The organism is Ensifer sp., assembly GCF_035999185.1.
Lineage (GTDB): Bacteria > Pseudomonadota > Alphaproteobacteria > Rhizobiales > Rhizobiaceae > Ensifer.
In genome coordinates, this window is sequence record NZ_DASYHB010000049.1 from 1 (window position 1) to 12834 (window position 12834).

10 protein-coding genes are annotated in these 12834 nt (G+C 62.7%); 1 reads left to right on the forward strand and 9 read right to left on the reverse strand.

All coding sequences use genetic code 11. The annotated features are described in order from the left end of the window. Window positions 1-226: 226 nt before the first annotated feature. The 6 genes from lpxC to aqpZ form a co-directional block, all read right to left on the reverse strand. Window positions 227-1180, reverse strand: a complete 954-nt coding sequence (lpxC, locus tag VGO04_RS05295; protein ID WP_327494918.1) for a UDP-3-O-acyl-N-acetylglucosamine deacetylase — start codon at window positions 1178-1180, stop codon at window positions 227-229. Between the two features lie 334 nt (window positions 1181-1514). Further along, window positions 1515-3302 carry a cell division protein FtsZ gene (ftsZ, locus tag VGO04_RS05300; RefSeq protein WP_327494919.1) on the reverse strand — a complete coding sequence of 596 codons (1788 nt, stop codon included), beginning with the start codon at window positions 3300-3302 and terminating at the stop codon, window positions 1515-1517. 106 nt (window positions 3303-3408) lie between these two features. After that, window positions 3409-4740, reverse strand: coding sequence for a cell division protein FtsA (gene ftsA, locus VGO04_RS05305; RefSeq protein WP_327494920.1), 1332 nt, complete (start codon window positions 4738-4740; stop codon window positions 3409-3411). Then, window positions 4737-5687, reverse strand: a complete 951-nt coding sequence (ftsQ, locus tag VGO04_RS05310) for a cell division protein FtsQ (RefSeq protein ID WP_327494921.1) — start codon at window positions 5685-5687, stop codon at window positions 4737-4739. The genes ftsA and ftsQ overlap by 4 nt, the downstream gene beginning before the upstream one ends. After that, entirely contained in the window at window positions 5675-6601 is a 927-nt protein-coding gene (locus tag VGO04_RS05315) for a D-alanine--D-alanine ligase (protein ID WP_327494922.1), read from the reverse strand. The genes ftsQ and VGO04_RS05315 overlap by 13 nt, the downstream gene beginning before the upstream one ends. A gap of 310 nt (window positions 6602-6911) precedes the next feature. Beyond that, window positions 6912-7598 (reverse strand): aquaporin Z, encoded by a 687-nt coding sequence (aqpZ, locus tag VGO04_RS05320; RefSeq protein WP_327494923.1) that lies wholly within the window; start codon window positions 7596-7598, stop codon window positions 6912-6914. A gap of 319 nt (window positions 7599-7917) precedes the next feature. On the opposite strand from aqpZ, the gene VGO04_RS05325 reads away from it, so the two are divergent. Then, on the forward strand, window positions 7918-9228 hold the full coding sequence (locus VGO04_RS05325) for an MFS transporter (protein ID WP_327494924.1): 1311 nt from the start codon (window positions 7918-7920) through the stop codon (window positions 9226-9228). A 95-nt stretch (window positions 9229-9323) separates the two neighbouring features. Here VGO04_RS05325 and VGO04_RS05330 read toward each other — a convergent pair whose 3' ends face one another. The 3 genes from VGO04_RS05330 to murC form a co-directional block, all read right to left on the reverse strand. Further along, on the reverse strand, window positions 9324-10079 hold the full coding sequence (locus VGO04_RS05330) for a hypothetical protein (RefSeq protein WP_327494925.1): 756 nt from the start codon (window positions 10077-10079) through the stop codon (window positions 9324-9326). A 361-nt stretch (window positions 10080-10440) separates the two neighbouring features. After that, a complete protein-coding gene (murB, locus tag VGO04_RS05335; RefSeq protein ID WP_327494926.1) occupies window positions 10441-11415 on the reverse strand; it encodes a UDP-N-acetylmuramate dehydrogenase in 975 nt (324 codons plus the stop codon). Between the two features lie 2 nt (window positions 11416-11417). After that, complete coding sequence (gene murC / locus VGO04_RS05340; RefSeq protein WP_327494927.1) at window positions 11418-12827, reverse strand: UDP-N-acetylmuramate--L-alanine ligase; 1410 nt, start codon at window positions 12825-12827, stop codon at window positions 11418-11420. Between the last annotated feature and the right edge of the window lie 7 nt (window positions 12828-12834).

Below are 12834 nucleotides of genomic sequence, written 5' to 3' on the forward strand. Positions count from 1 at the left end.
ACGGCGGCGACGCGCGCTGATTTTCTCAGATCAACAGAAACTGCAAGAACCATCGGATATTCCCGTTCCACTCTGCGGGCATGGACCCCGCCAGACATGCGCTTTTAGAGCAAGTTACCTTGAGACCGCAACGTCATGATCGGTGATTCATGCAAATTTGTGGCAGCCCCATCATGAAAATGCCGGCCTTTCGGCCGGCGACTGGAGGAGATCAAGAGTTTTCTTGTTATGCGGACCAGGGCGCGAAGCCCGGAGCTGCGACTGCAACCATGTCGCGCGCGCGTGTACGCTGGCGCGGGGTGGCGGTTTCGACGACCTCGTAGGCGGTCGGATCGCTGAGCAAAGCCTTGAGAGCATTGGCGTTCATCTTGTGGCCGCCGCGGTAGGAGCGGTAGCAACCGATGAACGGTGCACCGGCCAGCGACAGGTCGCCAACCGCGTCCAACGTCTTGTGGCGCACGAATTCATCCGTGTAGCGCAGGCCCTCGACGTTGATCACCGCGTTGTCGTCGGAGATGACAACCGAGTTCTCGAGCGACGAACCGAGCGCGAAGCCGGCAGCCCAGAGGCGCTCGACGTCACGCATGAAGCCGAAGGTGCGGGCGCGCGACAGTTCGCTCTTGAAGACCGACGGCGTCATGTCGCCCTTCCAGGACTGGCGACCGATCAGCGGGCAATCGAAATCGATCTCGACCTCGAAGCGCATGCCGTCATAGGGCGTGAACTCGGACCAGGATGCACCCGATTCGATGCGGACCGGCTTGACGATGCGGATGTAGCGACGCTTGACGGCGAGAGCGCGAACGCCCACCTGCTCGATCGCGTCGATAAAGGGTTCGGAGCTGCCGTCCATGATCGGCATTTCGGCGCCGTGCACTTCGACCGTCAGGTTGTCGAGGCCGAGTGCGTAGATTGCGGCCATCACATGCTCGATCGTAGCGATCGAGGTGGCCGGCGACATGCCGAGAACGGTGCAGAGATCAGTGTTGCCGACCTGCGAGGAAACTGCCTTGAATTCGCTGACGCGGCCGTTGGCAAGCACGCGCTGGAACACGATGCCCGCGTCGGCCTCGGCCGGATGGAACGTGATCGACACTTCCGCGCCGGAATGCACGCCGATGCCCTTGAGGGTTACCGGGCTTGCAATCGTCGTCTGAAACCCGAGCAATTCGATTCCCATTCTCGTCACTTTCAATACCTGTGGCCAATGGCCAAAACGTGCTGGCAGACGCAGCAATCTTCAGGGCACAAGCAAGGCACCCGAGAGTTTCGGCACAAAACCGAACCTCTGCGTTTCGAACAGACAGCGCTTGATCGAATCGCATGCGTCCCCAATTTCCGAGCTTGAAAATAAGAGTTTGGAGGCACCATTCCAAATCACTGTTCGTTTCGCTTTGTTACGCATTTGCGACAATTCGTAAAATCGCATCAAGCCTCTGAAACAATGAAGAAAATGCAAAAATGCCCGGGCAGTTGCCCGGGCATTCGGCAAGGTGAAGGTACGGGCCTTCCAATCAGTTCGACTGACGGCGCAGGAACGCCGGGATTTCGAGCTGATCATCTTCTTGCGGGCGCGCTGCCTGCGGCGAAGCGCGACCGTGATCGTCAAGCTGGCCGCGACGCGGCGCATAGAGGCTCGCTTCCGGCGAGAGCGGCCGGCGCTGCTGGGAGGCAGCACTCGGAGCGGAAGCCGTCATGTCGGCGGCCGCCGGCGTCTGTTCGCGTTCACGCAGGCCAAGCGAGCTGGTGATGCGGTTGAGGAGACCCATCGGACCACGCTCTTCCGCGATCGGTGCTGCCGGCTGTGCGCGGCGGTCCATCTCGGCCTTTACCACTGGCGGAAAGTCTTCGACCTTCGGCATGCGAACCTGTTCCGGCTGCTGGCGCATGGCCGGAGCAACGGGCTCCTGGCGCATCACCGGCTGCGGCTGGGGCTGAACCGGCTGCATCTGCGGCTGCGGCTGGCGCATGACCGGAGCGGCCTCTACCGGTGCAGCACCGGCGAACAGCTTGCTCTGGGGGCGAAAGTGCTCATCGTGAACAGGCTGAACCGGCGCCTGGGCCTGGACCTGGGCAGCGCGGGTCGCGATATCCAGTTCCCGTTCCATTTCCGCTTCGCGGATGGCGGCGGCGATATGGTCGGCGGTCGCCATCGGCTGCACCGGCTGCTGAACCGGCTGAGAAACCGGCTGCTGCATTACCGGCTGGTGAACCGGGGCCGGCTGGTGCTGGGCGACAGGCTGGTGCTGCGGCGCCGGAATGGCGGCCGACGGACGAACGACGGGCTTTGCTGCTACCTGACGAAAGTCGGCGGAACGACCCGCCACCTCCGCAGCCGTACGGTCGATGCCGGTGGCAACGACCGAGACGCGGATGAGGCCTTCGAGGTCTTCGTCGAAGGTTGCGCCGAGGATGATGTTGGCATCCGGGTCGACTTCTTCGCGAATACGGGTTGCAGCTTCGTCGAGTTCGAACAGCGTCAGGTCGCGGCCGCCGGTGATCGAGATCAGGAGGCCCTGGGCGCCCTTCATCGAGGTTTCGTCGAGCAGCGGGTTGGCGATCGCGGCTTCGGCAGCGGCCAGTGCGCGGCCTTCGCCCGAAGCTTCGCCGGTGCCCATCATGGCGCGGCCCATCTCGCGCATCACCGAGCGAACGTCGGCGAAGTCGAGGTTGATGAGGCCTTCCTTGACCATGAGGTCGGTGATGCAGGCAACGCCCGAATAGAGGACCTGGTCGGCCATCGCGAAGGCGTCCGCAAAGGTCGTGCGGTCGTTGGCGATACGGAAGAGGTTCTGGTTGGGGATGACGATCAGGGTGTCGACCGACTTCTGCAGTTCGGCAATGCCCTGGTCGGCGAGACGCATGCGGCGCGCGCCTTCAAAATGGAAAGGCTTGGTGACGACGCCGACGGTCAGGATGCCCTTGTTGCGGGCGGCCTGGGCAACGATCGGGGCTGCACCGGTGCCGGTGCCGCCGCCCATGCCGGCGGTGACGAAGCACATGTGGGTGCCGTTCAGGTGATCGATGATCTCGTCGATGCACTCTTCGGCGGCCGCACGGCCGACTTCCGGCTGCGAGCCGGCGCCGAGACCTTCGGTTACGGCAACACCCATCTGGATGATCCGCTCGGCCTTGGTCATGGTCAGTGCCTGGGCGTCGGTGTTGGCGACGACGAAATCGACGCCCTGGAGGCCCGCGGTGATCATGTTGTTGACAGCATTGCCGCCACCGCCACCCACGCCAAAGACGGTGATGCGGGGCTTCAGCTCGGTGATATCCGGCTTCTGCAAGTTGATAGTCATAGTCCCGTTCCTTCTGTTTTCTGGCCGCCTTGCCGAGCCGGCCAAATCTCTCAAAGTCCTAGTTTGTCTTCACCCGGCCCCGTCCCTGTCGGAGCCGGACACGCACTCAAAAGCTCTCTTTCAGCCATTGCCCAACGCGGGCGATACGGCCGTTGCCGGCACCGAGCGCCGAGAACATGCCGCCATGGGAGGCATGGGTCTCGAGGTCGGCGACCTGCGGATAGATCATCAGGCCGACCGCCGTGGAGAAGGCCGGACCCTTGGCAGCCGCCGGCAACCCGGAAACCCCGAGCGGACGGCCGATGCGAACGTTACGGGCGAGGATGCGTCGGGCCGCTTCCGGCAAGCCGGTCAGCTGGCTGGCGCCGCCCGTCAGAACGATGCGCTTGCCGACGATCGGGCTGAAGCCCGAGCGCTGGATGCGATCGCGGATGAGTTCGAGCGTCTCTTCGATGCGGGCGCGCACGATGCGCGAGACGAGCGCGCGCGGCACATGCGTCGGCTGGTCGCGGTCGTCCTCGCCGATCGGCGGTACCGAGACGATGTCGCGCTCGTCGGCGCTGTTGGGCAGCGCCGAACCGTGCACCACCTTCAACCGCTCGGCGTCTTCGATGCGGGTCGAAAGACCGCGCGCCAGATCCGTCGTGACGTGATGGCCGCCGAGGCTGACGGCGTCGGCGTGAACGAGCTTGCCCTCGGCGAAAACCGAGATCGTCGTCGTGCCGCCGCCCATGTCGATCGCGGCACAGCCGAGCTCGACTTCGTCATCGACGAGAGCAGCAAGACCGCTGGCATAGGGGGTCGCAACCATGCCCTCGACCGAGAGGTGGGCGCGATTGACGCAAAGTTCGAGGTTCTTCAGCGCCGCCCGTTCGGCGGTCAGCACATGCATGTCGACGCCGAGCACGTCGCCGAACATGGCGAGCGGATCGCGGATGCCGCGCTCGCCATCGAGCGAGAAGCCCGTCGGCAGCGAATGCAGGATGGCGCGGTCGGAGCGCAGCGACTGCTGGCCGGCGGCCGACAGAACCTTGCGCAGGTCGTTGGCGTCGACTTCCTGGCCGCCGAGATCGATCGTTGCCGTGTAGACGTCGCTCTGCAGGCGACCGGCCGAAACGTTGACGATCAGACTGTCGATGGTGAGGCCGGCCATGCGCTCGGCGGCATCGACCGCGAGCCGCACGACGCTTTCGACGGCATCGAGATCGGCGACGACGCCGTTTTTGACGCCGCGGGATTTCTGATGGCCGATGCCGATGATCTCGACGCTATGCGTGCGGTTCGGCAGGATCTGGCTCTCGGCGCGCGGCGTCAGCCGGCCGATCATGCAGACCACCTTGGTCGAACCGATATCCAGCACCGAAACGACATGAGACCGCTTGGAAGGAAGCGGCTTCAGGCGCGGCAGGCCAAAGCTGGAGGACCCGAACAAACTCATATGCGGCCCTCTTTCTTCTTCTCGGTCTCCTGCGCCTTCAGCATTTTGTCCCTCGCCTTCAAGGCAACTTCGCGCCGGGTCACTGCGTCCGGCGTCAACTGAACTGTGGTTCTGTCTTCAAGCCTCAGATCCACGGCGGCGATGTCGCGCTCGAGGAGCTGGTGCTGGCTTTCCATGTCCGAGAGCACCCGCATCGCCCGGGCGACGTCGTGTTCCGGAAGCTTGACGACGATGCCGTTGTCGAGGCGCAGGTCCCAGCGGCGACCGGCGACGCGAACGAAGGCCTTGACCCGCGAGCGGATCTCCGGCCAACGGGAAAACTCGTCGAAGAAATCGGCGGCCGCCGTCTCGGCGTCGCGACCGACAAAGAGCGGCAGCGCGGCAAACTTGTTGTCCCGCAGCGGTGCGATCACGCTGCCGCTGCGCTCGATCAGAGAAAGATCGGAACCGTGCTGCCAGATGCCGAACGCCTTGCGCTCTGTAAGGCTGACTTCGATCGTGCCGGGATAGACCTTGCGCACGGTCACGCCCTGGACCCAGGGCATTTCCGCGATTAACCGGCGCGCCTCGGCGATATCGAGCGCCACCAGCGACGTCGTGCCATCGAGGCCGAGCTGCTGGAGAATGTCGATCTCGGAGGTCTGCTCGTTGCCGGAAACCTTGACGTCTTCGATCGCAAAGCCTGCCGCCGTGGTCGAGGCTTGCGCGAAATTCTGCGAGTGGCCGCCCAGCGACATGCCGTAAAGACCGGTGGCGGCGAAAAAGGCAAAGGCCGAGATCGTGCCGGTATAGGCGGGAAAGCGGACGCGGCCGGCACCGAGGCTGACGAAGAAGCGAACGACGCGACGCAGCGGACGCGGCAATACGCGCGCGCCGTCCACATCGACGGCAACGTCGCCATCGAGGTGGCGAACCCTTCTGCCCCTCTTGCCCCTCAACGCAAACACGATGCGTCCTCCACCATCCAACTCAAAAACTCACCAAAGCCGTAGCCGGCATACGCGGCCATCTCGGGCACCAGAGAGGTTGGTGTCATGCCGGGCTGGGTGTTGATTTCCAGCCAGATCAGCTCGCCCTCATCGGAGGAACTGTCATCGAAACGAAAGTCGGATCGGCTGACGCCGCGGCAACCGATTGCCTGATGCGCCTTGACTGCGAGTGTTTGTATTTTTTGGTAAATATTTGGTGAAACCTGTGCCGGAATGACGTGGCTGGAACCACCTTTTACGTACTTGGAGTCGTAATCGTAGAAGGCATGGCCCTGCGGGATGATTTCCGTGACGCCCAGTGCCGTATCGCCCATCACTCCGCAGGTCAGCTCGCGTCCGGCGACGTAGCGCTCGACCATGATTCGGTCGCCGTAGCGCCACTCGTTCGACGCCACGACCTGCGGCGGATGCGACTGGTCTTCCTTGACGATGACGACGCCGAAGCTCGAACCTTCGCTCACCGGCTTGACGACATAAGGCGGCTTCATCGGGTGTTTCGGGCCAAAGGAACGGCGGTCCATCACCAGAGCATCGGCGACCGGAATTCCGCTGGCGGCAGCAACGTGCTTGGCCTGCGCCTTGTCCATGGCAAGCGCCGAGGCAAGCACGCCCGAATGGGTGTAGGGAATTTGCAGATATTCGAGGATGCCCTGAATCGTGCCGTCTTCGCCGAACGGGCCATGAAGGGCATTGAAAGCGACATCCGGGCGCAAGGCGGCGAGCACTTCGGCGACATTGCGATCGACATCGATTCGGGTGACGCGAAAGCCGGCACCCTCAAGGGCATCCGCACAGGCGGCCCCGGACGACAGGCTAACCGGTCGCTCCGAAGAAAATCCGCCCATCAGGACAGCCACATGCTTGCCGCTCATTCAAACCCCCAAGACAATACGCCACTATCGCAAGGTTTCCTTGCGTCTGGCTGATTGCCGCCCTCGCGAGTCACCACGCCATTGGGGGCACTAGAGCGCCATTATGGTTAACGAACCGTTTACTTTCGTTAACCTTAGTCGGGAAATGAAACGCGCATCCCGCGCATAAGCGCATGGACGACAAGGCATTTTAGCGGGAGATCAAAGGGTTGCGGAGCAATCCTGAATCTAATGCATAAAGAGAAGAAAAAATGAAAAAACCCGCCGCGACGAAGCGGCGGGTCCGTGCATGACAGCATCCCAATGCGGATCAATCGTCCTCGCCGACGATCTTCCAGACGACGCCGGCGATGGCAGCGCCGACGATCGGCGCCACCCAGAACAGCCACAACTGCGCCAGCGCCCAGTCGCCGACGAAGAGCGCCTGCCCCGTCGAGCGGGCCGGATTGACGGACGTGTTGGTCACCGGGATCGACACCAGATGGATCAAGGTCAACGCCAGACCAATCGCGATCGGCGCAAAGCCGGACGGCACCCGGCCATGGGTTGCGCCCAGAATGATGAACAGGAAGAAGAAGGTCAGCACCACCTCGGCAACGAGCGCCGCCGTCAGCGAATAGCCTCCGGGCGAATGTTCGCCGTAACCGTTGGCCGCGAAACCGCCGAGCTGGAAATCCGCCTTGCCGCTGGCAATCACGTAGAGAACGGCCGCAGCCGCGATCGCGCCGAGCACCTGGGCGATGACATAGCCGACCAGCTTGTGCGCCGGAAACTTGCCGGCGACGACAAGGCCGACCGAAACGGCCGGATTGAAATGTCCGCCGGAAATGCCGCCGACCGCATAGGCCATGGTCAGCACCGTGAGGCCGAAAGCAAAGGAGACGCCGAGCAGGCCGATGCCCACCTCAGGAAAGGCGGCCGCCAGCACGGCGCTGCCGCAACCGCCGAAAACGAGCCAGAATGTACCAAGGAATTCCGCTGAAAGCCTTTTAAACATGCATTCGCTCCTGAAAAACGAAGCCGATCGCTTCGGCGCCGAGAGTTTGCCACAATTTGATTCCGGTCAAGCGCGGTTGCTTAACAGACCAGGATGCCCGCTATAGGCGAGACACCGGAAATGCGGGCAGCGACCCGGCAGAAACGAGGCGCAGCTGAACATCTTTCCGACGAACCGGGCTCGCGGAATATTGCTGCGCGCACCGGCCGGATAGTTCGCATTTCTTACAAATTCGGGGTTTCACCGTCTCGAAGCTTGCGTTAAGAGGCCCTCATCCGCCTCCCAAGACGGTTTTATATCCATATCAGGAACCATAAAAATGACAGACGCGACAACCTCCCTGTCGCCGAAGGACAATGCGTCAAGCCAAGCGGCAGTGAACTCCCCTGCCCGGGTGCTGTTTGCAAGCCTCGTCGGCACGACCATCGAATTCTTCGACTTCTACGTTTACGCAACCGCCGCAGTGCTGGTTTTCCCGCACCTGTTCTTCCCGGCCGCCGATCCGACCTCGGCAATGCTGCAATCCTTCGCGACCTTCTCGATCGCCTTCTTTGCCCGTCCCTTCGGCGCCGTCATCTTCGGCCATTTCGGCGACAAGGTCGGCCGCAAGGCGACGCTGGTTGCCGCCCTCATGACCATGGGCATCTCCACGGTCGTCATCGGCCTTCTGCCGACCTATGAGACGATCGGCGTCGCAGCCCCGCTGCTGCTCGCGCTGTGCCGCTTCGGCCAGGGCCTCGGTCTTGGCGGCGAATGGGGCGGTGCAGTCCTGCTCGCAACGGAAAACGCACCGGAAGGCAAGCGCAGCTGGTACGCCATGTTCCCGCAGCTCGGCGCCCCGATCGGCTTCCTGTTGTCGGCTGGCACCTTCCTGATCCTCGGCGAAGTCATGAGCAACGAAGCCTTCCTCGCCTGGGGCTGGCGCGTGCCGTTCATCGCCAGCATCCTGCTCGTTGCCGTCGGCCTCTATGTTCGCCTGAAGATCACCGAAACGCCGGAGTTCCAGAAGGCCGTCGACAAACACGAGCGCGTGCAGGTGCCGATCGCCGAGATCTTCCGTTTCCACAAGCGCAGCCTGGTGCTCGGCACGTTCGTGGCACTCGCCACCTTCGTGCTCTTCTACCTGATGACGGTGTTCTCGCTCTCCTGGGGCACGGCAAAGCTCGGCTACTCGCGCGAGCAGTTCCTCGTGGTGCAGATGACCGGCGTCGTCTTCTTCGGCCTGATGATCCCGGTCGCCGGCATCCTGTCGGACCGCTACGGCCGTCGCCTCGTCCTGATCCTGTCAACGATCGGCATCGGCGCCTTCGGCCTTTTCATGGCCCCGCTGCTATCAGGCGGCCTTGGCGGCGCATTCCTGTTCTCGATCATCGGCCTTGGCCTCATGGGCCTCACCTACGGCCCGATCGGCGCAGCCCTTGCCGCTCCCTTCCCGACCTCGGTGCGCTACACCGGCGCGTCGATGACCTTCAACCTCGCCGGCATCTTCGGCGCGTCACTGGCGCCTTACATCGCCACCTGGCTCGCCACCAACTACAGCCTGGACTATGTCGGCTACTACCTGCTCGCCGCCGCCGCCATCACGCTCTTGTGCCTGGTGCTGTCGACCGAAGAAGAGGTTTCGGCCTGATACCGGGCTGGCTGCGCCCGGCGCGGCTGACGACAAACAAGACGAGCCGCAGCGGCGACGCTGCGGCTCTTTTCGTTGAGGAAAAAGATAACTCCCTACTTGATATCCAAGTCCTTCAGCTTCTTGGCGGCAGTACCGAATTGTCCGAGTTGGTAAACAGCCGCACCAGCCGGCGAAAAAGTGAACGGCACGAATGGTTCGGCGAGCAGTTTGTCAAGATAGGTTCGGGGTGCGTATCCAGTCGTCACATGCGGACTAAAGGCCTCGCCGACGCTTTTGGGTACGAAGTTTGAAACATAATCGATCAACAACGGGTCGATGATGGGATCGTCAGGTGTTGTGACAAAAGCCGCCGAATCTCCAGTCTGTACGGTGAATTGTGCCACTGCAGCGACAAGATCCGCCTGCAGCTTCAACAGCTCCGGAGTTGGCTTCGCAACGATACCGGAAAGGCCCATGTCCTTTGTGGGGATGTAATAGTATTTGAAAGCCTGCAACTTCATGCCCCTCACGTCGTGCGTAGCAAGAGCCTTATTGGCGGCCGCATAGACCTGATCGAGGTCGGATGTTCGAGCAAAGCGCTGGAGCAGCGTGATGTGCGGTCGATGCGCTGCATCAAGCGCAAATCCCTTTGGAAAAACTTTGAGGTGCTCAGCGTTAACAGCCTCGGCATGCCGCAGCATGGTCTCATCCGGTTCAAGCAGAATGTCGATGGCCGTGACCTCGGACGGCTCAGCCGCCATGGCCATGCCCGGCATTGGAGAGAAGGGGCTGCAAGCCAAGGTAAGAACAAGGACCGCCGCAACCAACATCCTTAGCGCGACAACCTGAGGCGGAAGACGTATGCGCATGTTGCACTCCCATCTTATCCGGCAAACGAGACATTGTGCGATCAGGAGATACTCCTCACAGAGAGAGAGTGCGCATCAGTCATGAGGATCGTCAAGCGACATGCCGGTCCGACAAACGAAACGCTGCCGGGCATTCGCGGCCGAGATACGGCCGGCTGAGGTTGGCATCGCCCACGATGCGCCCCCTTACTGCTCCGTCAACATATGAGCGCGATACCGCTTGATCCGCATGTCGGACGACGCATGGATGCTCGGGTCAAGCCCGAGCATGACGGAGGATGGGGGACGCAAACACCCCAAAAGCAAAAGGGCCGCAGCGTCTCCGCCACGGCCCTTCCCAATCACGTCTCGCAACCCAGCCTCAGGCGATGCCGCGGCCGAGGAATTCCTTGATCTCGTAGCCCGGCATGAACTTGCCGATGCGCTTGATTTCCCATTCGAGGCGCACGCCCGAATGCTCGAGCACGCGCTGGCGCACGGTCTCGCCCAGATATTCGAGTTCGTAGCCGCTTGCCTGGCCGGTGTTGATCATGAAGTTGCAGTGCAGCGGCGACATCTGCGCGCTGCCGATCATCAGGCCGCGGCAGCCGGCCTCGTCGATCAGCTTCCAGGCCGAATGTCCCTCCGGGTTCTTGAAGGTCGAGCCGCCCGTCTTTTCGCGGATCGGCTGCACCGTTTCGCGGTGCTGGCGCACGGCGTCCATGTCGGTGCGGATCTTGTTCTTGTCTTCGGCGTAGCCTTCAAACACCGCATGGGTGAAGATCAGGTCCTTGGGCGCCGACGAATGGCGATAGTCATAACCCATATCGGCATTGGAAAGCACATGCTGGTTGCCCTGGCGGTCGACGGCGTGCACCTCGACCACGCGCTCGCGGGTCTCGGCACCATTGGCGCCGGCGTTCATGCGCAGCGCGCCGCCGAGCGAGCCCGGAATGCCGTAGTAGAAGTAGAAGCCGCCGATACCGTGATCGAGCGCCATGGCCGCGATGTTCTTGTCGGGGCAGATGGCGCCGGCCTTGATGCGGTTTTCACCGACAAGTTCCAGATCGCCAAACCCCTTGGCCGAGAGACGAATGACCACGCCGGGAATGCCGCCGTCGCGCACGAGCAGGTTCGAGCCGACGCCGACCACCATGACCGGCACTTCTGCCGGCACCAGCTTCAGGAAGGTGATGAGATCGTCCGTGTCGTGCGGCTGGAACATCAGTTCGGCAAGACCGCCGGCACGGAACCAGGTGACGCGATCCATCGGCGCATCGGTCGTGATGCGGCCGCGAACCGCGCTGACGCCGCTTCCGAGTGCATCCAGTAGTTTCTGACCGTTGACCTGTTTCATGCTCAATTTCCTGAATTATCCGCGAGTTCCTTTGGCAGGGCAGCGGCCCAGTAGGTGATGCTGCCAGCCCCCAAGAGAACCACAAAATCGCCGGGCTGTGCAATCTTGCTGACAACCGGCGCGATCGCCTCCGGACCGGAGACGTAACGGGCATCGCGATGGCCGCCCGCCTTGATGCGATCGACCAGTTCCTCGGCGGTTGCGCCCGGGATGACGTCTTCGCCGGCCGCGTAAACCGGTGCGATCATGATCGTGTCGGCATCGTTGAAGCAGGCGGAAAAATCTTCGAACAGGCTCGAAAGGCGCGAGTAGCGGTGCGGCTGGTGCACGGCGATGATTCGGCCCTGGCAGGCCTCGCGCGCCGCGCGCAGCACTGCCTTGATCTCGACCGGATGGTGGCCGTAGTCGTCATAGACGCGCACGCCGTTCCACTCGCCTGTCAGCGTGAAGCGACGCTTGACGCCGCCGAAGGAGGCAAGCCCCTTGGCAATCCCCTCCGGGCTGACGCCGAGGCGCTGGGCAACCGCGATTGCCGCCGTCGCGTTCGAGACGTTGTGGCGGCCGGGCATCGGCAGGCGCAGGTCCTTCATCGTGATCACCTGGCCAGTGCGACGGCGGCGGATCTCGATGTCGAAGACGGAGGTGGCGCCGTCCATGCGGATATTGTGGAAGCGCACGTCGGCCTGCGGGTTCTCGCCGTAGGTGACGACCTTGCGGTCCTCGATCTTGCCGACCATCGCCTGCACTTCCGGATGGTCGAGGCACAGCACCCCGAAACCATAGAAGGGCACGTTCTCGACGAACTGGCGGAAGGCGGCGCGCACCGCGTCGAAGTTGCCGTAGTGGTCGAGATGCTCGGGGTCGATGTTGGTGACGACAGCGACGTCAGCCGGCAGCTTCAGGAAGGTGCCGTCGGATTCGTCGGCCTCCACCACCATCCACTCGCCCTCGCCCATGCGCGCATTGGTGCCGTAGGCGTTGATGATGCCGCCGTTGATGACGGTCGGGTCGAGGTTGCCGGCTTCCAAGAGCGCCGCCACCATCGAGGTCGTCGTCGTCTTGCCGTGCGTGCCGCCGATCGCGATCGCATTGCGGAAGCGCATGAGTTCGGCGAGCATCTCGGCGCGGCGAACGACCGGCAGGAATTTTTCGCGCGCAGCGATCAGTTCCGGGTTGTCCTTCTTGATCGCGGTCGAAACGACGATGACTTCGGCATCGCCCAAGTTCTCGGCCTTGTGGCCGACGAAGACCTCGATGCCCTTGGCGCGCAGCCGTTGCACATTGGCGCTGTCGGACTGGTCGGAGCCCTGCACCTTGTGCCCGAGATTGTGCAGCACCTCGGCAATGCCGCTCATGCCGATGCCGCCGATACCGATGAAATGGACCAGCCCGATGGTTTTCGGCATTTTCATGAGCGTG

Excerpts from the sequence above, each read along its gene's own strand:
- lpxC (WP_327494918.1), bottom strand. The coding sequence starts at position 1,180 with ATGGGAATCGAATTGCTCGGGTTTCAGACGACGATTGCAAGCCCGGTA.
- murB (WP_327494926.1), bottom strand. The coding sequence starts at position 11,415 with ATGAAACAGGTCAACGGTCAGAAACTACTGGATGCACTCGGAAGCGGC.
- murC (WP_327494927.1), bottom strand. The coding sequence starts at position 12,827 with ATGAAAATGCCGAAAACCATCGGGCTGGTCCATTTCATCGGTATCGGC.
- aqpZ (WP_327494923.1), bottom strand. The coding sequence starts at position 7,598 with ATGTTTAAAAGGCTTTCAGCGGAATTCCTTGGTACATTCTGGCTCGTT.
- VGO04_RS05315 (WP_327494922.1), bottom strand. The coding sequence starts at position 6,601 with ATGAGCGGCAAGCATGTGGCTGTCCTGATGGGCGGATTTTCTTCGGAG.
- ftsZ (WP_327494919.1), bottom strand. The coding sequence starts at position 3,302 with ATGACTATCAACTTGCAGAAGCCGGATATCACCGAGCTGAAGCCCCGC.
- VGO04_RS05330 (WP_327494925.1), bottom strand. The coding sequence starts at position 10,079 with ATGCGCATACGTCTTCCGCCTCAGGTTGTCGCGCTAAGGATGTTGGTT.
- VGO04_RS05325 (WP_327494924.1), top strand. The coding sequence starts at position 7,918 with ATGACAGACGCGACAACCTCCCTGTCGCCGAAGGACAATGCGTCAAGC.
- ftsA (WP_327494920.1), bottom strand. The coding sequence starts at position 4,740 with ATGAGTTTGTTCGGGTCCTCCAGCTTTGGCCTGCCGCGCCTGAAGCCG.